The 24,031-nt window shown below is 62.0% G+C and carries 21 protein-coding genes; 16 read left to right on the top strand and 5 right to left on the bottom strand.

Annotation, left to right across the window (positions count from 1 at the left end):
• Position 1: 1 nt before the first annotated feature.
• The 8 genes from ACIP02_RS18735 to ACIP02_RS18700 all read left to right on the top strand — a co-directional run bounded on the left by ACIP02_RS18735 (position 2) and on the right by ACIP02_RS18700 (position 9,165).
• Positions 2–1,366: a DUF1329 domain-containing protein gene (locus tag ACIP02_RS18735; protein WP_400619045.1), complete on the top strand. Its 1,365-nt coding sequence runs from the start codon at positions 2–4 to the stop codon at positions 1,364–1,366.
• A gap of 339 nt (positions 1,367–1,705) precedes the next feature.
• Positions 1,706–4,423 (top strand): LuxR C-terminal-related transcriptional regulator, encoded by a 2,718-nt coding sequence (locus ACIP02_RS18730; protein WP_400619042.1) that lies wholly within the window; start codon positions 1,706–1,708, stop codon positions 4,421–4,423.
• A gap of 159 nt (positions 4,424–4,582) precedes the next feature.
• The gene (locus tag ACIP02_RS18725) at positions 4,583–6,190 is read left to right on the top strand and encodes a response regulator (RefSeq protein WP_400619040.1); all 1,608 of its coding nucleotides are present in this window, start codon (positions 4,583–4,585) and stop codon (positions 6,188–6,190) included.
• Entirely contained in the window at positions 6,187–6,879 is a 693-nt protein-coding gene (locus ACIP02_RS18720) for a sensor histidine kinase (protein ID WP_400619037.1), read from the top strand. The genes ACIP02_RS18725 and ACIP02_RS18720 overlap by 4 nt, the downstream gene beginning before the upstream one ends.
• Before the next feature lie 169 nt (positions 6,880–7,048).
• A complete protein-coding gene (locus tag ACIP02_RS18715; RefSeq protein WP_400619034.1) occupies positions 7,049–7,327 on the top strand; it encodes an AbrB/MazE/SpoVT family DNA-binding domain-containing protein in 279 nt (92 codons plus the stop codon).
• Positions 7,324–7,671, top strand: a complete 348-nt coding sequence (locus ACIP02_RS18710) for a type II toxin-antitoxin system ChpB family toxin (protein WP_400619031.1) — start codon at positions 7,324–7,326, stop codon at positions 7,669–7,671. Before ACIP02_RS18715 ends, ACIP02_RS18710 begins: the two co-directional genes overlap by 4 nt.
• 18 nt (positions 7,672–7,689) lie before the next feature.
• Positions 7,690–8,334 carry an MBL fold metallo-hydrolase gene (locus tag ACIP02_RS18705; protein ID WP_400619029.1) on the top strand — a complete coding sequence of 215 codons (645 nt, stop codon included), beginning with the start codon at positions 7,690–7,692 and terminating at the stop codon, positions 8,332–8,334.
• Positions 8,335–8,442: 108 nt separating this feature from the next.
• Positions 8,443–9,165: an OmpA family protein gene (locus ACIP02_RS18700; RefSeq protein WP_400619026.1), complete on the top strand. Its 723-nt coding sequence runs from the start codon at positions 8,443–8,445 to the stop codon at positions 9,163–9,165.
• 136 nt (positions 9,166–9,301) lie between these two features.
• On the opposite strand, the gene pta is transcribed toward ACIP02_RS18700, so the two are convergent.
• On the bottom strand, positions 9,302–11,389 hold the full coding sequence (gene pta / locus ACIP02_RS18695) for a phosphate acetyltransferase (RefSeq protein WP_400619023.1): 2,088 nt from the start codon (positions 11,387–11,389) through the stop codon (positions 9,302–9,304).
• A 31-nt stretch (positions 11,390–11,420) separates the two neighbouring features.
• A complete protein-coding gene (locus tag ACIP02_RS18690) occupies positions 11,421–11,723 on the bottom strand; it encodes a DUF3565 domain-containing protein (RefSeq protein WP_400619020.1) in 303 nt (100 codons plus the stop codon).
• Here ACIP02_RS18690 and ACIP02_RS18685 point away from each other — a divergent pair.
• The 3 genes from ACIP02_RS18685 to ACIP02_RS18675 all read left to right on the top strand — a co-directional run bounded on the left by ACIP02_RS18685 (position 11,722) and on the right by ACIP02_RS18675 (position 13,864).
• Positions 11,722–12,207 carry a peptidylprolyl isomerase gene (locus ACIP02_RS18685; protein WP_400619017.1) on the top strand — a complete coding sequence of 162 codons (486 nt, stop codon included), beginning with the start codon at positions 11,722–11,724 and terminating at the stop codon, positions 12,205–12,207. The two genes, ACIP02_RS18690 and ACIP02_RS18685, sit on opposite strands and share 2 nt — an antisense overlap.
• A gap of 144 nt (positions 12,208–12,351) precedes the next feature.
• Positions 12,352–12,834 (top strand): glutathione peroxidase, encoded by a 483-nt coding sequence (locus tag ACIP02_RS18680; RefSeq protein ID WP_400619014.1) that lies wholly within the window; start codon positions 12,352–12,354, stop codon positions 12,832–12,834.
• 124 nt (positions 12,835–12,958) lie between these two features.
• Complete coding sequence (locus tag ACIP02_RS18675; RefSeq protein ID WP_400619011.1) at positions 12,959–13,864, top strand: RHS repeat-associated core domain-containing protein; 906 nt, start codon at positions 12,959–12,961, stop codon at positions 13,862–13,864.
• On the opposite strand, the gene ACIP02_RS18670 is transcribed toward ACIP02_RS18675, so the two are convergent.
• Entirely contained in the window at positions 13,856–15,061 is a 1,206-nt protein-coding gene (locus tag ACIP02_RS18670) for a glycosyltransferase family 4 protein (RefSeq protein ID WP_400619008.1), read from the bottom strand. The two genes, ACIP02_RS18675 and ACIP02_RS18670, sit on opposite strands and share 9 nt — an antisense overlap.
• Before the next feature lie 170 nt (positions 15,062–15,231).
• Here ACIP02_RS18670 and ACIP02_RS18665 point away from each other — a divergent pair, with 170 nt between their 5' ends.
• On the top strand, positions 15,232–16,548 hold the full coding sequence (locus ACIP02_RS18665; protein ID WP_400619005.1) for a methyl-accepting chemotaxis protein: 1,317 nt from the start codon (positions 15,232–15,234) through the stop codon (positions 16,546–16,548).
• A 179-nt stretch (positions 16,549–16,727) separates the two neighbouring features.
• Here the strand turns inward: ACIP02_RS18665 and cysZ are convergent, their stop codons facing one another.
• Entirely contained in the window at positions 16,728–17,456 is a 729-nt protein-coding gene (gene cysZ / locus ACIP02_RS18660; RefSeq protein WP_400619002.1) for a sulfate transporter CysZ, read from the bottom strand.
• A gap of 321 nt (positions 17,457–17,777) precedes the next feature.
• Here cysZ and trxB point away from each other — a divergent pair, with 321 nt between their 5' ends.
• Positions 17,778–18,740, top strand: a complete 963-nt coding sequence (gene trxB, locus ACIP02_RS18655) for a thioredoxin-disulfide reductase (RefSeq protein ID WP_003247318.1) — start codon at positions 17,778–17,780, stop codon at positions 18,738–18,740.
• Positions 18,741–18,897: 157 nt separating this feature from the next.
• Here trxB and nadC read toward each other — a convergent pair whose 3' ends face one another.
• Positions 18,898–19,746, bottom strand: coding sequence for a carboxylating nicotinate-nucleotide diphosphorylase (nadC, locus tag ACIP02_RS18650; RefSeq protein ID WP_400618998.1), 849 nt, complete (start codon positions 19,744–19,746; stop codon positions 18,898–18,900).
• A gap of 241 nt (positions 19,747–19,987) precedes the next feature.
• Here nadC and ACIP02_RS18645 point away from each other — a divergent pair, with 241 nt between their 5' ends.
• The 3 genes from ACIP02_RS18645 (at position 19,988) to ampE (ending at position 23,763) form a co-directional block, all read left to right on the top strand.
• The gene (locus ACIP02_RS18645) at positions 19,988–22,120 is read left to right on the top strand and encodes a DUF1631 domain-containing protein (protein ID WP_400618995.1); all 2,133 of its coding nucleotides are present in this window, start codon (positions 19,988–19,990) and stop codon (positions 22,118–22,120) included.
• Positions 22,121–22,363: 243 nt separating this feature from the next.
• A complete protein-coding gene (gene ampD / locus ACIP02_RS18640; protein WP_400618993.1) occupies positions 22,364–22,936 on the top strand; it encodes a 1,6-anhydro-N-acetylmuramyl-L-alanine amidase AmpD in 573 nt (190 codons plus the stop codon).
• Positions 22,933–23,763, top strand: coding sequence for a regulatory signaling modulator protein AmpE (gene ampE / locus ACIP02_RS18635; RefSeq protein WP_400618990.1), 831 nt, complete (start codon positions 22,933–22,935; stop codon positions 23,761–23,763). Before ampD ends, ampE begins: the two co-directional genes overlap by 4 nt.
• The last annotated feature ends 268 nt before the right edge of the window (positions 23,764–24,031 follow it).

The raw sequence follows: 24,031 nt of genomic DNA, 5'->3' as shown, positions 1-24,031 counted from the left end.
CATGAACAAGACCAGAAGTCTGCTGCAAGCCGGTGTGCTGGGCCTGTCCCTGCTGGCGACCAGTGTCATGGCTGCAGTATCAGCCGACGAGGCGGCCAAGCTGGGCACTACCCTGACACCGATGGGCGCCGAAAAGGCCGGCAACGCCGATGGCTCTATCGGCCCGTGGGAGCCGCTGTCGAAGACCGCAGGCAGTGTCGACGGCAAGGGCTTCCTGTCCGACCCGTACGGCAGTGACAAGCCGCTGTTCACCATCACGGCGCAAAACGCCGACCAGTACAAGGACAAGCTCTCGCCCGGCCAGCTGGCCATGCTCAAACGCTACCCGGACACCTACAAGATCCCGGTGTTCAAGACCCACCGCGGCTCCACGGCGCCTGCCGATGTGTTCGCCGCCATCAAGGAAAACGCCACCAAGACCACCCTGGTAGAGGGCGGCAACGGCCTGAACAACTTCCGCACGGCGGTGCCGTTCCCGATCCCGAAAACCGGCCTGGAAGTGATCTGGAACCACATCACCCGCTACCGCGGCGGCAGCGTCAGCCGCCTGGTGACCCAGGCCACGCCACAGCAGAACGGCTCTTTCAACCCGGTGTACTTCTCTGACCAGTTCGTCTTCCGCGACAAGATGAAGGACTACGACCCGAACAACCCGGGCAACATCCTGTTCTACTTCAAGCAGGAAGTGACCGCGCCTGCGCGCCTGGCCGGTACCGTGCTGCTGGTGCACGAAACCCTCGACCAGGTGAAGGAACCGCGCAAGGCGTGGATCTACAACGCTGGCCAGCGCCGTGTGCGCCAGGCGCCGCAGGTATCGTATGACGGCCCGGGCACCGCCGCCGACGGCCTGCGTACTTCGGACAACCTGGACATGTTCAACGGCGCGCCAGACCGCTATGACTGGAAGCTGGAAGGCAAGAAGGAGCTGTACATCGCGTCCAACGCCTTCAAGCTCGATGACCCCAAGCTCAAGTACAGCGACATCATCAAGGCGGGGCACATCAACCAGGACCTGACCCGTTACGAACTGCGCCGCGTCTGGCACGTGGTTGCAACCCTGAAACCGGGCCAGCGGCACATCTACGCCAAGCGTGACTTCTACATCGACGAAGACACCTGGCAAGCTGCGGTAATCGACCAGTACGACGGCCGTAACCAGCTGTGGCGCGTGTCCGAGGCCCACGCCCAGCCGTATTACAACAAAGAGGTTCCTTGGTACACCCTGGAAGCCATCTACGACCTGCAGTCGGGCCGTTATCTGGCACTGGGTATGAAAAACGAAGAGAAGAAAGCCTACGACTTCGGCTTCACTGCCAGCAAGGCCGACTTCCAGCCTGCAGCGTTGCGGCAGTCGGGTATTCGTTAAGCACTGCGCAGCCCAACAACGCCCCGGCTTGCCGGGGCGTTTCCATTTTCCTGTCCCGGCCTCTTCGCGGGTAAACCCGCTCCTACAGGAACTGCACAGGTTTCAAATCCGGTGAAGGACCTGTAGGAGCGGGTTCACCCGCGAAGAGGCCGGCACAGGCAATAAACCCGCTGAATACCTCCCCAAACCCCCGCCCCAGCGCCCGTCCATCAGCCAAGTTGCTTTTTGTCGCAGTCTTTTCCACCGCAATTGTGCCCATCATCTTCAAATGCGCAGCGTTACCGGCTAGTCTCGCAAACATCCATATCGCCGTAGTCTTCCACCCAGAACGAGCCGGCCATGACAGATCTGTCCCGTACGCATGGATTCGCGACCCAGGCCCTTGGCCTGCTGGACGGGCGTTTCTTCCGGCCGCCGCTACCGGACGGGCACGTGCCGCGGCTGCGCTTGTGCCAGCGCTTGCACGCCGGCCTTGGCGGGCGGTTGCTGCTGGTCAATGCCCCGGCAGGTTTCGGCAAGAGCTCCATGGCCATCGAGTTTTGCGAAGCACTGCCAGAGCACTGGCGCAGCCTGTGGCTGGGCCTGAGCCAGCGCGATGCCGACCCTGGGCGCTTCCTCGAACGCTTGCTCGAGGGCCTGCAGCAGTACTGCCCAGCCTTGGGCGGCCAGGCCATGGGCCTGTTGAAAATGCGCCAGCGCCATCAGCCATTCGCCTTTGAAGAGTGGCTCGACGGCTTACTCGACGAGCTGACGCTGTACCTGCGTGCCGACACGCCCCTGCTGCTGGTGCTGGATGACTATCACCTTGCCCAAGGGCCGGTGCTCGACCGTTGCCTGCAGTTTTTCCTCAATCATTTACCCCCTGGGCTGGTGCTGCTGGTTACCAGTCGCACCAGGCCGGACTGGCACCTGGCACGGCTGCGCCTGTCGCGACAGCTGGTCGAGCTCAACGAACAGGATTTACGCCTCACTGCCGAAGAATCGCTGGCGGTGATCGGTCGCCAGCCCACCGGGCTGCGTGGCCAGGCCCTGGACAATCTGATCCAGCGCAGCGACGGCTGGGTGGCCGGGCTGCGCTTCTGGCAACTGGCCGCCAGCGAGAGCACTGACGAGCAGGCCTTGCCCCAGGCGTTGCACGGTGGTGAAGGCCTGATCCGCGACTACCTGCTTGAAGAAGTCATCGACATGCTGCCCGCCGACGTCCAGGCCTTTTTGTACGAAACCGCCTGCCAGGAGCGCTTCTGCGCCCCGCTGTGCGATGCCGTGCGCGGTCGCCATGACAGCGCCTCGATCCTGCGCTTCCTGCAGGCGCACCAGGTGTTCCTGGTGCCGCTGGACGAGCATGGCCACTGGTTCCGCTATCACCATCTGTTCTCCGACTTGTTGCGCAGCCGCCAGGCCAGTGAGCCGCTGGCGGCCCTGCACCTGCGTGCCTGCCGCTGGTTCGAGCGCCAGGGCCTGCTGGATGAAGCGGTGGAGCAGGCGCTGCGTGCCGGCCATCTCGATGTGGCCGCCGACCTGGTACAGAGCCTGTCCGAGGAACAGTTACTGGCCGAGCAGAATGTCGGCATGCTGTTGCGCTGGAAGATGGACTTGCCTGACAGCCTGCTGATCAGCACGCCGCGGCTGATCGTGTTGTACAGCTGGGCGCTGGGCCTGGCGTGTCAGTTGGATGCGGCCGAAGAACTGGCGGGCTACCTCAGCCGCTTCCTGCCCGCACCCTCGGCGACCGCGCAAAAGTCCATGCTCGCCCAGTGGCTGGCGCTGAGCGGGGTCATCGCCCGGGGCCGTGGAGACCGCGAGCGCACCCTGGCCTACTGCGGTGAAGCGCTACAGAGCCTGCCCGGCAAGCGCTACGGCCAGCGCCTGGTGTGTTTGTCGACGCTTTCCAACCTGGCCATTGCCGATGGCGACTTCTGGCGCGCCCGTGGCTGGAACCGTGAGGCGCTGGAGCTGGCCCAGCGGGTCGGCAACCCGTTGTTCGAAGCATTGGCCCATTACGACCGGGCACGTGTACTGCACGCCCGTGGCGAGGTATTGCGCGCATTGGACGAAGTGCATCAGGGCCTGCAGCGCCTGCAAGGGCTATCGGCGCAGCGGCTGTATGCGGTACGTGCACGCCTGACGCTGTATGAAGGCTACCTGCTGGTCTCGCGCCTGCAACCGGCCCAGGGCCGTGCGCGCTTGCGTGCAGGGCTGGGCGAAGCGCGTGCCTGCCGGGATATCAGTGTGCTTATCGGCCATTGCGTGATTGCCACGCTCGATGGCCGGGAAGGGCACTTTGCCGAAGCGTTTGCCGAGCTGGCCGAGGCAGAACGGCTGATGCACATCTGGGACGTGCCCCCGGTCTATTACCTGGCCATGATCACCCTGGTCAAATGCGAACTGTGGTTGGCCCAAGGCCGCATCGACCTGGCAGAGTCCTGGTTGCTGCGCTTGGGCCAGGCCTATGGCGGCGAGCAGCCGGCGGCGGCGCCAGAATTCCACCCGCTGCTGCCGCTGCACATCGCTTTGCAGCAGGCACTGCTCGAACGCATCCAGTTGCATGGCGACGCCGCCGTGCAGCGCCTGTCCGGCCTGGTCGAGCGTGGCCGTGCCAGTGGCGGTATGATGCTCACGGTCAACGCCCTGTGCCAGTGGCTTGCGCTGTTGCTGCACGAAGGCCGGGAAGGGCAGGCTGCGCAGTTGCTGCCGGGTTTGCTGGAGGCTGCGGCGGGCGGCGTGCTGCAGCCGTTCCAGCCGCTGTTGGAGCAATACCCTCAGTGGCTTCACGACCAATTGCAGGCAAGTGCTGCCAGCCCGGTTCAGGCCGAACTGCTCAGGCGCCTGCCGCCGCAGCCAAGCGCCAGCATGGGCAGCGGCGAGGCGCTGAGTGGCCGCGAACTGGCGGTGCTGGAACTGATTGCCCAAGGCTGCTCCAACCAGCAGATCAGCGAGCGCCTGTTCATTTCGCTGCACACGGTGAAAACCCACGCCAGTCATATCAACAGCAAACTGGGGGTGGAGCGGCGTACCCAGGCGGTGGCCAAAGCCAAATCCCTGGGGCTGCTGGCATGAGGCTGGTCCTGCCGTTCCTGGCCCGTTAAAGTAATGGCCTGAGGCCATGGTTTGTGGCTGATAATGCTCTACCCTCATCTTTCCCGACCAGCTGCCGATACAGCGATCGGTGGCATCGCCTCGCGCGATTTTTCAATCATTCCAAGGCAGGTCGTGTTGATGCTGCAGTACGGGCAAAAGAGCTTTCTGATCGTCGATGACTTTACCGACTTTCGCACGTCGACCCGTTCGATGTTGCGCGAGCTGGGTGTGCGTGACGTCGACACCGCTGACAGCGGCGAGCAGGCGCTGCGCATGTGCGCGCAGAAACGCTATGACTTCATTCTGCAGGACTTCCACCTGGGCGACGGCAAGAAGAACGGCCAGCAGGTGCTCGAAGACTTGATCATCGACAAGCACATCAGCCATGAGTGCGTGTTCATCATGGTCACTGCCGAGAGCAGCCAGGCCATTGTCCTCAGTGCCATCGAGCACGAGCCCGATGCCTACCTGACCAAACCGTTCAACCGGGTCGGGCTGGCCCAGCGTGTCGAAAAACTGTTCCAGCGCAAGACGCTGCTCAAGCCGATCCTGCAGGCCTTGGACCGTAACCGCCCGGCTGAAGTGCTGGCGGCATGCGCCGAGCTGTGCAAGCGGGACCCGCGCCTGGCACCGCTGTGCTTGCGCTATCGGGCCGATGCCTTGCGCAACCTCAACCGCTTCGACGAGCTGGAAAAATTCCTCAAGGCCATCCTGGCCAGCCGCCCGCAGCCGTGGGTGTATGCCGCACTGGGTGCGCTGATGCAAAAGCGCGGGCAGAATGCCCAGGCCCAGGGTGTGTACGAGCAGGCGTTGAAGGCGTTCCCGATCATGCCGAGCCTGTACGATGGCATGGCTGAAGTGCTGGTCGCCCAGGGTGAAACCAAGCGTGCGCAGAGCCTGCTTGAAGAGGCCGTACGCCTGTCGCCACTGTCGGTGCGCCGACAGTCGACGCTGGGCAAGCTGGCGCTGGAAAACCAGGATTTCGAGAGCGCTTCGAAAGCTTTCCGCCATGCAGTGAACCAAGGGCAGAGTTCGCGTTACAAGGATGCCGAGAACAACCTTGGCCTGGTGCAGGCGCTGATGAGCAAGAACGCAGGTTTTGGCCTGGACGCCCGTACCCGGGTCGAAATCAACACCACGCTCAGTGAAGTGGCCAAGGAAAACCCAGAGGACCAGGGTTTGCAGGTGCGTGCGCGAATGATGAAAGCCGCCAGCCTGCAGCAGGCTGGCGACCCGGAAACGGCGGCCAAGCTGACCGAGCAGGCGATCCAGCGCCTGGACAAGATGAACCAGTTCTTCTCAGTCGATTCGGCCCTGACCGTTGCCGCGCAGTTGCAGGCAATGGGCCAGGACGCCGCCGCCATCGGCGTACTGAAGAACTGTGTGGAAAGTTATGGCGATGACCCCAAGGTCATGGAGAAAGTGGGCAAGCTGACCGACGACCCCAGCGTGCTCAACGCCATTACCGAAGCGGTCACCCTCAATCGCCAGGGTGTGCGCAGTTACCAGGGAGGGCAGCTCGGCGAGGCGTTGCAACTGTTCCGCAAGGCATTGGGTTTACAGCCGAAGAACATCAGCATCGCCCTCAACACCGCCCAGGCGCTGCTGCGCATTGGCGGTGAAAACCCTCCGCCCGCGATCATGCAGGAGTGCCGCGACGCCTTGACCAGCGTGGCCGGTATCCCTGTCAGCGACAATCGCTATGACCGTTACCGCAAACTGCACATCCGAGTGTTCGGCGCATGACTCAAGACAATCTGGGGCTGGATTTTTCCACGGTGATCGCCTCCACCGTGCACGACCTGAAGAATACCCTGTCCGCGCTGATCCAGTCCCATGACCAGTGGGTACAGCGCTTGCCCGAGGAACTGCGCGGGGGCCCCGAGCAAGGTGTGATGGAGCACGAGTTTCGCCACCTCAACGGCATGCTGGTGCAATTGTTGGGGCTGTACAAACTGGGTGTGAACCAACTGCCGGTGTGCCCCGACTATCATGAACTGGACGACTTCATCGAGGCCCAATTGGCCGCGCACGAAGAAGTGCTCAAGCACAAGGACATCATTGCCACCTGGCGTATCGACACTGACAACCCGTTGGGCTTCTTCGACCGCGAACTGGTGGCTTCGGTCATCTCCAATGTGATCACCAATGCTACCCGCTTTGCCGCGCATGCCTTGCTGATCACCATCGAAGAGGCCGACAACCAGCTGGCCATTTGCGTCAACGATGACGGCCCGGGTTATCCACAGCGCATGCTCGAGCGCCAGGAGGAGTACATCCAGGGTATCGATTCAAACAGTGGCAGTACCGGCCTGGGGCTGTACTTTGCGGCACGGATTGCGGCGCTGCATGAAAGCGGCGGTGTGCGCGGGCGGATCGAAATTTCCAACGGTGGGGCGCTTGGGGGAGGGTTGTTCAGGTTGTTCCTGCCTTAAAAACAGGCTGAGCCAGTGTTTCGTTTTTTTGCAGTTGGGAAGTCGTTTCCCAGGGTAGCGTAGGGCATTTCCTAGATGCGATTGCAGGGCTTTTGTCATGGCCGGGCTAATGGCAGTGTAGATACGACGTCTCTACATTTTTCTTGCAATCGCTTGGAGGGTTTCTACTATGTATCTACCTTGGGAGATACTCATGCAAATCAAGATTCAGCAATGGGGCAACAGTGCCGCCATCCGCTTGCCGGCCGCAGTCCTCAAACAGATGCGTCTCGGTGTCGGCTCTACATTGAGCCTGGATACTGCCGGTGAGGCCCTGGTGCTCAAGCCTGTCAGGTCAAAACCCAAATATACCCTTGAAGAGTTGATGGCTCAGTGCGATCTGAATGCACCGGAGCCAGCAGACATGGCTGACTGGAACGCAATGCGCCCGGTGGGGCGTGAGGTGTGAAGCGGGTGAAGTTCGCCAGGGGCGATATCGTTCGTGTCAACCTCGACCCCACAGTCGGGCGAGAGCAGCAAGGTGCGGGGCGGCCTGCGCTTGTGCTCACCCCGGCGGCGTTCAATGCGTCAGGCCTGGCAGTAATAGTCCCCATTACCCAGGGCGGCGATTTTGCAAGGCACGCAGGTTTCGCTGTCACGCTCAACGGTGCAGGAACGCAAACTCAGGGTGTGATGCTTTGCAACCAAGTGCGTACAGTCGACCTTGAAGCCCGTCTGGCCAAGCGCATAGAGTCGGTACCTGAAGTTGTGATTCTCGATGCACTGGCTCGCGTGCAAACCCTCTTCGATTAATCGGTTCCTCTATTTACCATGCAGAATCCATCGCCCGCACTCATCCGCGAAACCTTCCCCGTAGGCCCCCTGCAGTGCAACTGCACCCTGATCGGCGACCCGCTAACCAAAAAGGCCATCGTCGTCGACCCGGGCGGTGACCCGGACAAGATCCTTGCTCGCCTGCAGGCCCACGGCCTGACGCTGGTAAGCATCATCCACACCCACGCGCACTTCGACCACTTCCTCGCCTCGGGCAAGCTCAAGGAACTGACGGGCGCCACGCTGCACCTGCACAAGGACGACCAAGTGCTGTGGGACAACCTGGAAATGCAATGCCAGATGTTCGGTGTGCCCTACACCCCGGTGCCGGCTCCCGATCGCTGGCTGGGCGACGACGAAGAACTGGCCTGCGGTTGCGGCGTGGCCTTGCATACACCGGGCCACACCCCAGGCTCCATGAGCTTCTGGTTTGCCGATGCCAAGCTGCTGATCGCTGGCGACACCTTGTTCCATCGTGGTATCGGCCGCACCGATTTGTGGGGCGGCGACCAGCGGGCTATCGTGCGTTCCATCAAGGAGCGGCTGTACCGGCTGGACGAGCAAGCCATCGTGGTGACCGGCCACGGGCCTGATACTTGCCTGGGTGACGAAATGCGCGAAAACCCCTTCGTGCGGGCCTGATGGCACATGAAGGCACTTTCATGGAATTTTTCATTGCCCGCGTGTTCCAAGGCTGGCATAGATCCGTTCGTGATCTGCCGCATTCATGAATTCAGTAGGAGCTTGTCCATGTTCACCATGCGTCGTCTGATTATCGTCGCAACTGCCGCTGCCCTGATGACCGGCTGTGCCGGCCAGAACCCTTATGACAGCCAGGGTCAGGCACAGGGCTCCACGGGGATGAGCAAAACCGCCAAATACGGCGGCCTGGGTGCACTGGCTGGTGCTGTCGCCGGTGCTGCCATCGACCACAACAACCGTGGCAAGGGTGCACTGATCGGCGCCGCCGCAGTGGGTGCAGCAGCTGCCGGTTACGGCTACTACGCCGACAAGCAGGAAGCCGCACTGCGTGCACAAATGGCCAACACCGGTGTGGAAGTGCAGCGTCAGGGTGACCAGATCAAGCTGATCATGCCGGGCAACATCACCTTCGCTACCGACTCGGCCAACATTGCGCCGAGCTTCTACCAGCCGCTCAACAACCTGGCCGGTTCGTTCAAGCAGTTCAACCAGAACACCATCGAAGTGGTCGGTTTCACCGACAGCACCGGCAGCCGCCAGCACAACATGGACCTGTCCCAGCGCCGTGCACAGGCAGTCAGCACCTACCTGACTTCGCAGGGTGTGGACGCCTCGCGCCTATCGGTACGTGGCATGGGCCCGGACCAGCCGATCGCCAGCAATGCCGATGCCAATGGCCGTGCGCAGAACCGCCGTGTGGAAGTGAACCTGAAGCCTATTCCAGGTCAGCAGTATGACCAGCAGCAGGGCCAGGTTCAGCAGTATCCCTGATTGACCGCCAGGGCCGCACAGCGGCCCTGTGGGAGCGGGCATGCCCGCGAAGCAGACAACACCGTGTATGGCACCGGCTTCGCCGGTGTTCGCGGCTGAAGCCGCTCCCACAGGGGCTGCAAAGCAGCCCCAGGTTCTAACCTGTTACGCTGGCCTGAATCGCCGTCAGGGCAATGGTGTGCACGATATCGTCCACCTGAGCCCCGCGCGGCAGGTCGTTTACCGGCTTGCGCAAACCCTGCAGCATCGGCCCCAGGCTGACCCCGTCGGCACTGCGCTGCACAGCCTTGTGCGTGGTATTGCCGGTGTTCAGGTCAGGGAACACGAACACCGTGGCACGCCCTGCCACCGGGCTGTCCGGCGCCAACTCGCGGGCAATCGCCGGGTTGGCCGCCGCGTCATACTGCAACGGCCCATCGATCAGCAGCCCCTGCGTCGCGCCCTGTGCCAGGCGTGTCGCTTCGCGCACTTTCCCGACTTCTTCATCGCTGGCCGAATCGCTTGAATAACTGATCATCGCCACCCGTGGCGCAATGCCGAAGGCCTGCGCCGACTCGGCACTCTGCTGGGCGATCTCGGCCAGTTCTGCGGCGCTCGGGTGTGGGTTCATCACGCAGTCGCCGTACACCAGCACCTGCTCGGGGAACAGCATGAAGAATACCGACGACACCAGGCTCGAGCCCGGCGCGGTCTTGATCAACTGCAGGGCAGGGCGGATGGTGTTGGCGGTGGAGTGCACCAGGCCGGAAACCAGCCCGTCCACTTCATCCAGGGCCAGCATCATGGTGCCGATCACCACCGGGTCTTCCAGTTGCTGCTCGGCCATCGGTGCATTGAGGTTCTTGCTCTTGCGCAGCTCGACCATCGGCTCTACATAGCGACCGCGAATCAGCTCGGGGTCGAGAATTTCCAGGCCCGGCGGCAGGGTGATGCCCTGGGCGCGGGCCACGGCGTCGACATCCTCGGGTTTGGCCAGCAGCACGCAACGGGCAATGCCACGGGCCTGGCAGATCGCCGCAGCCTGCACCAGCAAAGGCTCGGCGCCCTCTGGCAGGACAATACGCTTGTTGGCCTGCTGCGCGCGCTGGATCAGCTGATAGCGGAACACCGCGGGTGACAGGCGCAGTTCACGCGGGGTACCGCAGCGTTGGTGCAGCCAGGCCGCATCGAGGTGGCTGGCGACAAAGTCGGTGATGAACTCGGCACGTTCGCGGTCATCCACCGGGATTTCGCGGTTCAGCGAATTGAGCTGGTTGGCGGTGTCGTAAGAGCCGGTACTGACCGACAGGATCGGCAGGCCAGCCTGCAACGCGCCACGGCACAGGCCAAGGATGCGTGCGTCGGGCTTTGTATCGCTGGTCAGCAGCAACCCCGCCAGCGGCACACCATTGATAGCCGCAAGGCTCACGGCGAGGATGATGTCATCCCGGTCGCCCGGGGTTACCACCAGGGTTCCGGGCGTGAGCAGCGGCACGGTATTGGCGACCGTACGCGCACAAATAATGATCTTGCTCATGCGCCGCTGCTCGTAATCGCCGGCATTGAGCACCTGGGCGCCGAGCAAGTCGGCCACATCGCGTGTGCGCGGTGCGTTCAGCTCCGGTTGGAAAGGGATGCAACCCAGCAGGCGGAAGTCATTGCCACGCAGCAAGGGCGAGTGTTCCCGCAGGCGCGTGGCGAAATCGGCCATGCTTTCGTCGGTGCGCACCTTGTTGAGAATGACGCCAAGCACTTTCGGATCACGCGGGCCACCATACAGTTGGGCCTGCAACTCCACGCGCCCGGAAAGCTCGTTGAGCACTTCATTCTCTGGCGCGGAGACCAGAATCACTTCGGCATCCAGGCTCTTGGCCAGGTGCAGGTTGACGCGCGCCGCATAGCTGGCGTGGCGCGTGGGTACCATGCCTTCGACCACCACCACGTCATTGCCGACGCAGGCTTGCTGGTAGAGGCGGATGATTTCCTCAAGCAGCTCGTCCAGCTGGCCGTCGCCGAGCATGCGCTCGACCTGGGCCAGGCTCAGTGGCACGGGAGGCTTGATGCCGTGGGTGCGGGCGACCAGTTCGCTGGAGCGTTCGGGGCCGGTGTCACCCGGGTGAGGCTGTGCGATCGGCTTGAAGAAGCCGACCTTCAGGCCGGCGCGCTCAAGGGTACGCACCAGGCCCAAGCTGATCGAAGTCAGGCCGACACCGAAGTCGGTCGGCGCAATGAAAAATGTCTGCATGCGTGCTTCTCGAAATAAGCGGTGCAAGAAATTAACGGCCAAGGGTAGCGCTATCGGCCCCCTGTGCGCACCAGCCGCACGCGAAAGGCAGGCCGATGCGTTGTGCGCGCTGTACCGGGTCAAGCACCCAGGGGCGTGACTGCCAGGGTGGCTGGTGACGCAGGTGCTGAGTGTGGCCGCAGGACAGTTCGGCCACCCAGTGGCCTTCTTCGTCCTGGTGAAAGCCGGTGATCCGACTGATGGGCCGCTGCTGGTCCGCAGTGCGTTCGCAATCGGGCGATGGCTTGGTTACACTTGTGCGCTCTACATTCTTTTGCAAAAGGTCTTGCCCCATGCTGATCGCCGCCAACAAGGCTGTCTCCATCGACTATACCCTGACCAACGACGCCGGGGAGACCATCGACAGCTCCGCCGGTGGTGCGCCGCTGGTTTACCTGCACGGTGCCGGCAACATCATCCCGGGCCTGGAAAAAGCCCTGGAAGGCAAGCAGGCCGGTGACGAACTGAACGTTTCCATCGAGCCGGAAGAGGCCTACGGCGAATACCTGGCCGAGCTGGTCAGCACCCTGAACCGCAGCCTGTTCGAAGGTGTCGACGTGCTGGAAGTCGGCATGCAGTTCCATGCTTCGGCGCCGGACGGCCAGATGCAGATCGTCACCATCCGCGACATCGACGGCGACGACGTCACTGTTGACGGCAACCACCCGCTGGCCGGCCAGCGCCTGACCTTCCAGGTCAAGGTGGTCGACGTGCGTGACGCCAGCGACGAAGAAATCGCTCACCGTCACATCCACGGTGAAGGTGGCCATCACCACTGATTTTCTGCGCTAAGCTCAGAAAGTCGCCAGGCGCTCGGGCAAACCGATTTGCCTTCCTACGGGAGGTGAACGGTTTGGACGAGCGCCTTTTTAGTGGGCGGAATTCGCCTGTGCGGCACCCGGGAAGCTGAGAGGGGATTCGTCATGAGTGCATTTCACGAGCTGAAACTGGACGCGCTGAACGGCGGGGAGCTGCCGCTCGCACCGTTCAAGGGCCAAGTGGTGCTGGTGGTCAACGTCGCTTCCAAGTGTGGTCTCACGCCGCAATACAAAGCCCTGGAAAACCTCTATCAGGTTTACAAGGACAAGGGCTTCAATGTGCTTGGCCTGCCGTGCAACCAGTTTGCCGGGCAAGAGCCAGGCAGCGAAAAGGAAATTCAGGACTTCTGCAGCCTGAACTACGGGGTGAGCTTCCCGCTGGGCGGCAAGCTGGAGGTCAACGGGCCACAGCGCCATTCGCTGTATCGCCTGCTGGCGGGTGAGGGCGCCGAGTTCCCTGGCGATATCACCTGGAACTTCGAGAAGTTCCTGGTCGGCAAGGATGGGCGGGTGCTGGCGCGCTTCTCGCCGCGTACGGCGCCGGATGATCCGGCGGTGGTGCAGGCGATCGAGAAAGCGCTGGGGTGATAATCCCGGGGCCGCTGTGCGGCCCTTTCTGCAACGTGGCAGGCCCTGATATTTTTGCCAGTAGCCAACCGGGTGACGGTGTTGCCAAACTTCAACCTCGTGAAACGCAAACGGGGTTTGGTCGATGGCGAGCAAATTGTTTTATCAACAGGACCGTCTGGCGCTGATACAGCACACACAGGCACAGCGCCGGTTGATGACTTCAGAGATACAAACCCATGCATTGCTGCTAGAGGCAACGCAGGCAACTCCCCCCGTCTTACTGGCCAGTGATGCTTTAGGCTCCACTTTGCTGATCAACCCACAGCAGAAAGCCAGACATTGTTGTTATTCACCGTATGGCTATCAGCCAACTCAGCCCGGGTTGCCTGCATTTACCGGCCAAGTACCTGAGCCAGTAATGGGCGGATACCTGCTAGGGAATGGTTACCGTCTCTACCATCCACGCTTGATGCGCTTCCACTCTCCTGACGACTGGAGCCCATTCGGGGCGGCGGGGATTAATCCATATGTTTACTGCAAAAGCGACCCGGTCAACCACAGCGACCCCTCGGGCCGCATCCTGCAAAAACCCCTAAAAATATTAAAATCTGTAAAAAGTACCGCGCTGAAACTTATCGATACGGTGGCGTATGAATATGTCAAAGCCAAACATGGAGAAAAGATTTTCAAAAAAATAGATCAGTTGGAAGCGGCCCCTTCCACCTGGTCAAGCGCTGGCGCTAACACCCAAAATAGTACGCTCAGCTCGGCTGAGATCAAGGTCGGTGAGCGCATGTTGAGTGATGAGCTGAAATATCTGAAAGACACCAATAATACAACAAGAACCCGCCTACAAAGCGCAGCGCAGGGTGGAGAAGGCAGCAAAATAATCTTCGCTGAAGACGCCAGTTATATTACGGATAATCTTGTCATCCAACGTGCTGAAGCATTAAAAGCGATCGGGGGGTTGGAAAAAGCAGCAGCCAATTTGAGGCAACACAAACGGGCCGTAAGTTATCAAACACGCATACACGCGCGTCTAGGATGATTCAGGCTTGATCTTCATTGCCAGCGAGCCACTGCCGGGCAAGGGCGCAGCATCTTTTCTGAAAGCCGTGCTCAGATATTCCTCGAACTGCTCGACAATCGCCGTCCAGCCCTGGCGGCTGGCATGCTGTCGCGCGTTCAGGCGCACCCGGCGCAATGTTTCTTCTTCTTCCAGTAGCCAACAAGCCGCATCAATGAACGCCGCCTGGTCCCCCGGCATGGCCAGCGCGCCGCTATGGCCATGGCGAATATGCTGCGCTGCAGCGGCCTCGTCATAAGCCACCACCGCCAACCCCGAAGCCATCGCCTCGAGCACCACATTGCCAAAGGTTTCGGTCAGGCTCGGGAACAGGAACAAATCGCCGCTGGCATAGTGTTCAGCCAGTATTTCGCCGCGCTGGGCGCCACAGAACACCGCGTCCGGCAACTGTTGCTCGAGGGTGGCGCGCTGAGGGCCGTCCCCTACGAAAACAAGGCGCAGGCGCTTCTGTGGATAAGTCTTTTGCAGTGCCTCCAGGCACGGCCGCAACAAGCCAAGGTTCTTTTCCACCGCCAACCGGCCGACATGCAGCACGGCGATATCGTCCGGCCCAAGCCCCCAGCTTTCGCGTAACGCCTGGCTACGTCGCGCCGGGTTGAACAGGCAGGCATCGACACCCCGGGCCAGCAGTTCCAGGCGTTCGAAACCACGGCGCTCAAGTTCCAGGCGCTGGCTGAGGCTAGGGACGAGGGTGATGGCCGTGCGCCGATGGAACCAGCGCAGGTAGTGCGTGAGCATGCGCGCCAGCAGGCCCAGCCCGTACTGGCCGGAATACTGCGGAAAGTTGGTATGAAAACCACTGACCACCGCTACCCCCAGGCGCCGCGCCGCACGCAAAGCACTGAGCCCGAGCGGCCCTTCGGTGGCGATGTACAGCACATCCGGGCGCTGTCGCCGCCAGCGACGCAACAGCTTGTGCATCGACACTTCGCCCCACTGCAAACCGGGGTAGCCCGGCAAGGCCCAGCCCCGGCACAGCATCAGCTGTGGGTCGTTGTGCACCGGCCCTTCGCCGGCCTGGCGCGGGCGCACCACTTCAAGCTCATGGCCGCGTTGGCGCAGCCCTTCGCTGAGGCGGCCAAGGGTGTTGGCCACGCCGTTGATTTCGGGTGGGAAGGTTTCACTGACCAGGGTGATGCGTAGGGCGCGTGTATTCATGACAAAAAGTTTCCGCCTGCTCGATTGCGCCAATGTGACTGCCATGTGACGTACAGATGACGCCTGACCGCCGACGCACGAATATTTCCTGGCGCGGTGCTCAAGAAGGTGTCACTGGCAGCCGATGAAGATGCATTCGACTACCTGATGCGCTCCATAGGAGAGCGGTGATGTTCAACAACAAGCTCAAGCAAGAAATCCGTCAGCTGCGCGAAGACCTGTTGTCTATCCAACAGGTCAAGAGCAGCCTCGACAGCGAGATGCTGGTACTGCAACTCGACCCCCAGGGACGGATCGAGATGGTCAATGGCAACTTTGAGAGCGAGATGCTCTACCGTGCCGAACAATTGCTTGGACGCAACATCGAGGACATCGTCCCTGACCATGTCAAATCGCTGGATTTCTACCAGCGCATGAAAAGCGCGATCAGCCGTGGCGAACACCTGAACGGCGCGTTTCGCCTGCTGCGCGGCAATGGCCAGGAAGCCTGGCTGCGTTCGATCCTGCAGCCGGTGAAGAACAGTGAAGGGCGCATCAAGTACTTCACCCTGCATTCCAGCGACCTCACCCGTACCATTCAGACCTCACGCGAGCATGAAAGCCTGATCAAGGCGCTGATGCGTTCCACCGCGGTGATCGAGTTCGACCTCGACGGCACCATTCTCACCGCCAATGACCGTTTCCTGGCCACCGTCGGCTACCGCCTGGAGCAGATTCGCGGCAAGCATCACCGTATGTTCTGCGAGCCGGAAGAGGCCAACTCGGCCGGCTACCAGGCGTTCTGGGGCAAGCTGCGCCGGGGCGAGTACGTGGCCGAGCGCTTCAAACGTATCGATGCCTATGGCCGGGTGATCTGGCTGGAGGCGTCGTACAACCCGATTTTCGATGCTCATGACGTGCTGTACAAAGTGGCCAAGTTCGCCACCGTGATCACCGACCAGGTCAACCAAGAGCAAGCGGTGGCCGAGGCGGCAGATGTTGCCTACACCACCTCACTGGGGACGGATGCCAGCGCCCGCAAGGCCACCGATGTGGTGACCCAGAGCGTCAGCGTGATGCGTGGCCTGGAGGCTTCGATGCAAGAAGCGGCCGAAGGTATCCAGGCACTGGATACCCAGTCGCGGGTGATCGGCTCGATCATCAAGACCATCAGCGACATTGCCGGGCAGACCAACCTGCTGGCGCTGAACGCCGCCATCGAAGCTGCCCGCGCAGGCGAGCAGGGGCGTGGTTTTGCCGTGGTGGCCGACGAAGTACGCCAGCTGGCTTCGCGCACCAGCACCGCCACCGAGGAAATCGCCCGGGTTGTGCAGCAGAACGAGCAACTGGCGCAGGCGGCGGTGGCGATCATTGATACCAGCAAGCGCCAGGCCGAACAGGGGCTGGCGCTGGCGGACGAGACCGGCAGCGTGATTGTCGAGATCCAGGACGGGGCGAAGCGGGTGGTGGATGTGGTGGGGCAGTTTTCCAGCCGGTTGGGGCAGTAGAAACCAAGCCAGACGCGCTCTGCTTTTTGTAGGAGCGGCCTTGCCGAGGCGTCGGACCGGTCGGATAGGGCCGCAACGCGGCCCCGGGATCTCAAAGTTAATGCACAAATTGTTGGGGCCGCTCTGCGGCCCTATCGCGACACAAGGCCGCTCCTACAGGGATCGCGTACAGCCAAGGATCAGTTGCGCTCGCGCACCCAGAACAACGTAGCCCCCGCCACCGCCGCGGGCATCATCAGCACGTTCACCACCGGAATCATCAACGCCAGGTAGGTTATGCCGCCAAAGCCCAGCGACTGCCAGCGCTTCTGGCGCAGCCAGGCGAGCATGTCCTGCCAGCTCATTTTGTTATTGTCCGCCGGGTAGTCGATGTACTGAATGGCCATCATCCACACGCCGAAGATCAGCCACAGCGGTGCAGCCACTACGTTCACCACTGGGATCAGCGACAGGATGAACAGGGCGATGGCGCGGGGCAGGAAGTAGCCCAGCTTGCGCATCTCACGGCTGAGCGTGCGCGGCACCATGGCCACCAGCTCACCCCAGCTGAAGGCCGGGAAGTTGTCTTCGCCGCGCACCACTACTTCGACCTTTTCCGCCAGGAAGCCATTGAACGGCGCAGCAATGACGTTGGCCACCAGGGTGAAGGTGAAAAACACCATCAACACCACCAAGGCGACGAACAACGGCCAGAGGATGTAGGTAAGGAAGCTCAGCCAGCTCGGCAAGCTTGGCATTAGCGCATCCACCCACAGGCTGAACTGATGGCCGGCGAAGTAGATCAGGCCACCGAACAGCAACAGGTTGACCGCCAACGGCAGCAGCACGAACAAGCGCAGATTGGGGCTCAGCACCAGTTTCAGGCCTTCGCGCAGGTATTGGGGGCCAGAGAGGACAGGGGCTTGCATCGAGGTACTCCGCAGACAAGGAAAACGCGCTGACCTTACCGAGTTTGTCGCGCCGACGAAAGGCGGCTGGCGGGCGCGAAACCGGCTGTAACAAAAGCACCAGCCGCTTGGCCGCCGATGAAATCGCAGCATAGACGATGCCTATGAGGTGGATTGTCGAAGGATATTTCCTTAATCTTTGCGACCTCGCTACAGTGCGCTCAACTTTCCGCTTTCTGGGCCTGCGCGTTGTAGCCTTCCCCAAGTGCTGCGTGGGTCCTTTTTATTTTCCAGCTGGCGCCGCCGGTACACCGATACCGGCCCGCTCGACAGGAGTTCGACATGTCTGAAGTACGTCATTCGCGCGTCATCATTCTCGGTTCCGGCCCTGCCGGTTACAGCGCCGCGGTGTATGCCGCCCGTGCCAACCTCAAGCCGCTGCTGATCACCGGCATGCAGGCCGGTGGGCAATTGACCACCACTACCGAAGTCGACAACTGGCCGGGCGACCCCCACGGCCTGACCGGCCCGGCCCTGATGCAGCGCATGCAAGAGCACGCCGAGCGTTTCGAAACCGAAATTGTCTTCGACCACATCAATGCCGTCGACCTGGCCAACAAGCCGTTCACCCTGCAGGGTGACAGCGGCAAGTACACCTGCGACGCGCTGATCATCGCCACTGGCGCCAGCGCCCGCTACCTGGGCCTGCCGTCGGAAGAAACCTTCATGGGCAAGGGCGTTTCGGCCTGCGCTACCTGCGACGGTTTCTTCTACCGCAACAAGCCGGTGGCCGTGGTTGGCGGCGGCAACACTGCCGTTGAAGAAGCACTGTACCTGGCCAACATCGCCAGCAAGGTGACCCTGGTACACCGTCGTGAAACCTTCCGCGCCGAGAAGATCCTGGTCGACAAGCTGAACGCCCGCGTGGCCGAAGGCAAGATCGAGCTCAAGCTCAACGCCACCCTGGACGAAGTGCTGGGCGACAACATGGGCGTGACCGGTGCGCGCCTGAAGAACAACGACGGCAGCAGCGACGAAATCAAGGTCGACGGCGTGTTCATTGCCATCGGCCACACCCCGAACACTTCGCTGTTCGAAGGCCAGCTGACCCTGAAAGACGGCTACCTGGTGGTCAACGGCGGCCGTGAAGGCAATGCCACTGCCACCAACGTCGAAGGTGTGTTCGCTGCCGGTGACGTGGCTGACCACGTTTACCGCCAGGCCATTACCTCGGCCGGTGCTGGCTGCATGGCGGCGCTGGACGTTGAGCGCTACCTGGACGGGCTGGCCAACGCCTCGTTCTGACTCGAGATTGTCGGGGGCTGCTTTGCAGCCCTTCGCGGGTGAACCCGCTCCTACAGGAGTATGTGAACCATTGTAGGAGCGGGTTCACCCGCGAAGGGGCGCAAAGCGCCCCCAAAAAAACCGGCTCAATGGCCGGTTTTTTTTGTCTGCTATTTGCTCAGAGGCTCAAGCGCATCGAAAGGTCGACCGCCTTCACATCTTTAGTCATCGCACCAATCGAAATGTAATCCACCCCGGTCTCGGCAATCACCCGCAAGGTGCTCTCGTTAACTCCGCCACTGGCTTCCAGCTTGGCTTTCCCGGCAGTAATGCCCACTGCCTCGCGCATTTCATCCAGGTTCAGCTCGTCAAGCATGATGATGTCGGCACCCGCTGCCAGCGCCTCGCGCAGTTCGCTCAGGCTTTCAACTTCGATTTCCACCGGCTTGCCCGGTGCAATGCGGTGCGCCGCCGCCACCGCCTCGGCCACGCCGCCGCTGGCGGCAATATGGTTTTCCTTGATCAGGAAGGCGTCGTACAGGCCGATGCGGTGGTTGTCGCAACCGCCGCAGGTCACCGCGTACTTTTGTGCCAGGCGCAGGCCCGGCAGGGTCTTGCGGGTGTCGAGCAAGCGCACTTGGGTGTCTTTTACCAGGTCGGCAAGGAAGCGCGCGCGGGTGGCAACGCCCGAAAGCAGCTGCAGGAAGTTCAGTGCACTGCGCTCACCGCTCAGCAATGAACGGGCCGGGCCTTCGAGGTGGAACAGCGGCTGGTTGGCGGTGGCCCGTTCACCGTCGGCTACCTGCCAATGCACCGCCACACGCGGGTCGAGCTGGCGGAACACCGCGTCGACCCAGGCGGTGCCGGCGATCACGCAGTCTTCGCGGGTGATGATGGTCGCCTTGGCCAGGCGCTCGGCCGGGATCAACTGTGCGGTGATATCGCCACTGCCGATGTCCTCCAACAGCGCACGGCGCACGTTGGCTTCGATTTCAGCGGTCAAGTCGGCAAGGCGTAGATTCGGCATGGTTGGCTCCACAAGCTAGATGCCCGCGATTATAGGGCAGGGGGCCGGTGTGTACAGCCGCCTTGGCGATGACCTTTGGTCGGAGCGTCGTGAGCAATTGGCCTGAGCTAGGGTCATTAACCCGGCGGTGAGACGACGCTGGCAGCGCTGCGACTTTTTACCGATAATGCGCCCAGTATTTGGCGTCATAGCTTTGACGATTACCGCCTCATCGGGCGAGACACCCTGCAAGGAGTCCAGGATGCAAAAAGAAGGCAAGGTGGTGCCCTTGGCGGCGGCCATCGACCGGGGCGGGCGTGCGCCCCTGCCTTGCCTTCCGGTATTGCTTCTGCAGGTCCGCGACAAGGCCGCGCTGCAGTTGCGCCAAGGCTTGCAGGACTTGTTCGACAACGCCGACGACACCCTCTTCGAAATGGCCGACAAGGCCTTGGACCGTTGTGACCAGGGCCTGTATTTCGAAGCCATGCGCGACCTGCGCCTCAAGCGCAAGAGTATCGAGCGTGGGTTTCTGGATACCTTCCATGAAACCTTTGCGCGCATTGGCCAGGTTGACCTGTTGGCGCATCTGGTCGAGCCGGACAACTCGGGTGGCAAGGCCCAGATAGAACGGGCAGCGGCTGTCGAAGGCATGGTGGGGCGCGTACTGTCCCGCGACGGCATTGCCCTGCAGCAGCTGAGCCTGCGCTTGCAGGCGTTGCTCGACCGCCCGCTGTACGAGCAGCACAACCCGTTGGGGCCGGCGGCATTGTGTGGCTATTTCCTCGATGCCGGGCGCAACCTGGGTGTTTGCCTGCGGGTCAAGCTGGTGCTGCTCAAGCTGTTCGAGCGTTATGTGCTACGCGATGCCGATGTGATCTATGGTGAGGCCAACCAACTGCTGGCCGCCGCCGGGGTACTGCCGGAACTGCAACCGGCACCGCGCCGGCGTGCCGAGGACCGGCGCATGCACGCACGACGCAGCCCGGCAAGGCTTGGCCAGGCGCTGGGTGCGGACGCAGCGGGGCAGGCTTTCTTTGCTTCGCTGCAAACGCTGCTGGCCCCGATGCGAGGGCAGTTCGCCCCGCGTTTGCAGGCGGTGGCAGCTGCCCAGCCGATCACTACCGCCGACCTGCTGCGGTTGCTTTCGCATTTGCAGCGCTACGTGCCCGCCACCCACGAGGCGGATGATTACGAGCTTGGCCCACAACTTGAGCAATTGCTGCTGCGGGTCAGCGTGCGCAGCGGCACACGTCGGCGCATCGCCGTGGCCGACGAAGACATGATCAACCTGGTGAGGCTGCTGTTCGCGTATATCCAGCGCGATGACAACTTGCCGGCCAGCCTGCGAGCACTGATTGCCCGCTTGCAGATTCCCCTGCTCAAGGTGGCACTGCTGGACAAGGGGCTGTTCAGCCGGGCCAGCCACCCGGCGCGCCGCTTGCTCAATGAAATTGCCGGCGCAGCGATTGGCTGGGAATGCAACCGCGAAGGCGTGCGTGACAGCCTGCACCTGCGGGTAGAGCGGACCGTCCAGCGGCTTCTAAACGATTTTGCCGAAGATGCCGGCTTGTTTGCCGAGTTGCTCGACGATTTTCTCGCCTTCAACCACGACGAGCGGCGGCGCAACGAGTTGCTCGAACAACGCACCCGCGACGCCGAACAAGGCCGGGCGCGGGCCCTGCAGGCCAGGCAACAGGTGCAGCAGCTACTTAATCAGCGCCTGCGTGGCCGGGTATTGCCGCAGGTGGTGGTGCAGATGCTGGTGCAAGCCTGGAGCCAGGTGCTGTTGCTGGCTTGGTTGAAGCAGGGTGAGGGTTCCCAGGCTTGGTGCCATGCGGTGCAGACGATGGATACGCTGCTGGCCAGCATCATCCCGCCACACGAGCCGCAAGCCCTGTTGCAGCAGGTGCCGGGCCTGCTCAAGGCACTGCGTGATGGTTTGGCCAGTGTGGCGCAGGGCTCGCTGGCGACCCGTGAGTTTTTCCTGCAGCTTGAGCAGTTGCACCTGCGCGCCTGCGCGGGTAGCGACGAGCCGCCCCTGGCTGAAGTGCTGGTGGCCCATGACATTGTGCTGGCAATCGCCGAAGAGCCAGGCTGCGCACCGCTGTGGCAAGACGATGGGCACGCTGCGGCGTTGCTTCAGGCGCAGCGCTTGCGCATCGGCACCTGGGTCGAGGTGCTGGACGAAGACCAACCGCTGCGCTGCAAACTGGTGGCGCGTATCGACAGTAGCGACAGGCTGGTGTTTGCCAACCGCACCGGCATGAAAGTGCGCGAGTGGAGCAGCACCAGCCTGGCCCAGGCACTGCAACGCGGTGAAGTGCGGGTGCTGGATGACGGGCTGTTGTTCGAGCGGGCGCTGGAGGCGGTACTCGACAGCCTGCGCAAAGTCTAGAAACTGACGCGCCCCCTGTAGGAGCGGCCTTGTGTCGCGAATGGGCTGCAAAGCAGCCCCAGCAATTTGAGCATCTGTGCTGACATCCTGGGGCTGCTTTGCAACCCATTCGCGACACAAGGCCGCTCCTACAGGGGACCAGTGCCGGGTTGTGGTCACTGACATTACAATGATTCACATGCACACCACATTGGCCACAAGGCATACTCTTGCCCTGTTAACGGCGTTTTCAGGATCTGCCCCATGCAATTGGACCGTGCCACTGGCTGGTTCCACGGAATCGGAATCACCCACTGCCCCTCGCCAAACTTCAATACCCGCCCCGAAGGCGAATCGATTTCCCTGCTGGTGATCCACAACATCAGCCTGCCGCCGGCCTGTTTTGGTACCGGCAAAGTCCAGCAGTTTTTCCAGAACCGCCTGGACCCCGATGAACACCCGTACTTTGCCAGCATCAACCACCTGACCGTGTCGGCGCACTTGTTCGTCGAGCGTACCGGCGCGGTGACCCAGTTCGTGTCGTTGTGCGACCGCGCCTGGCATGCGGGTGTATCGAGCTTCGACGGGCGTGAAGGCTGCAACGACTTTTCCATCGGTATCGAGCTGGAGGGCACTGACGACCTGCCTTACACCGATGCTCAGTACACCGTGCTGGTGCAACTCACCCGGCACATCTGCGGCGCCTGGCCGGCTATCGATCAGCGCCGTATCCAGGGCCATAGCGACATTGCCCCGCAGCGCAAGACCGACCCTGGCCCGGCCTTCGACTGGCCGCGCTACCGTCAAGCGCTGCAGCACAATGAGGACAAGGCATGAGTTTTCTGGTGTTGTTGCTGGCACTGTGGGTCGAGAAGTTTTCGGCCCTGCGCCATCAGGTGCAGCGTGACGGGTTCTTCCTTGGCGAGCTGGTGCGCCTGGAGCGCAGCGGCAAGGTGCACCCTTGGTGGACGCTGGCCATCCTGGTGCTGGCACCGGTAGCGTTGCTGGTGTTGCTGCTGCATGTACTGGAACCTGTGGCCTATGGCCTGCTGGCCCTGCCGGTGCACTTGCTGGTGCTGATCTACAGCTTGGGGCGTGGCGATGCCAAGGCCTCGCTGGGGCCGTTCCGCGATGCCTGGCGGCGTGGTGATGATCAGGCTGCGCTGCACGTGGCCGAGCGTGACCTGGGCCTTGCGGCCGATGAGCCACACAGCCTGCTGGTGCGGGTGCAGGGCAACTTGCTGTGGCAGGTGTACCAGGGCTTTTTCGCGGTGATTTTCTGGTATTTCGTGGTGGGTCCGGGGGCGGCGTTGGCGTACCGGCTGCTGGCGTTGACCGGTGAGCACAGCAAACAACCTGCGCTAAAGGCGCGAGCTGAACAGTTGCGGCATATCCTGGACTGGCTGCCGGTGCGGGTGCTGGCATTGAGCTTTGCCTTGGTGGGCAACTTCCTGGCGGTAACACGCGTGATGCTGCACGAAGTGCTCAATTGGCACATCAGCGCCGCACACTTGGTGGCGCGAGTCGGGCGCATTGCCGATGACATTCCCGAGGAAGAAGACAGCCAGCGCGGGCTGGGGCGGCTGGACAGCCTGTGGGAGCTGCTGCTGCGCTGTGCGGTGTTGTGGTATGCCGGGTTTGCGCTATGGACAGTGCTGGTCTGATCCATCCGTTGCCGTTGCCGTTGCTTTTGCTTTTGCTTCTAAGCGCGCGATAGTCCAGGCGACACAGATTGCGACTTCAGGAGGCCTGCGTTCGGCCTCCTGAAGTCGCGAAGATCAAGATCAAAAGCCAGATCAAAAGCAGGGCAGGGCTAATGCCAGTCAGTTAAGAAAAGGCGAGGTGTTCGGCGGGCTTTTAGCATCGCCTGTGAGATCGAGCGCCGCCCGCGCGGCGCTTCGCGGCACAAGGCCGCTCCCACAGTCTGTTTCG

The sequence above is a fragment of the Pseudomonas sp. NPDC089408 genome (genome assembly GCF_044749445.1).
In the GTDB taxonomy this organism is placed as follows: domain Bacteria; phylum Pseudomonadota; class Gammaproteobacteria; order Pseudomonadales; family Pseudomonadaceae; genus Aquipseudomonas.
This window is presented reverse-complemented; position numbering and strand designations above follow the sequence as displayed.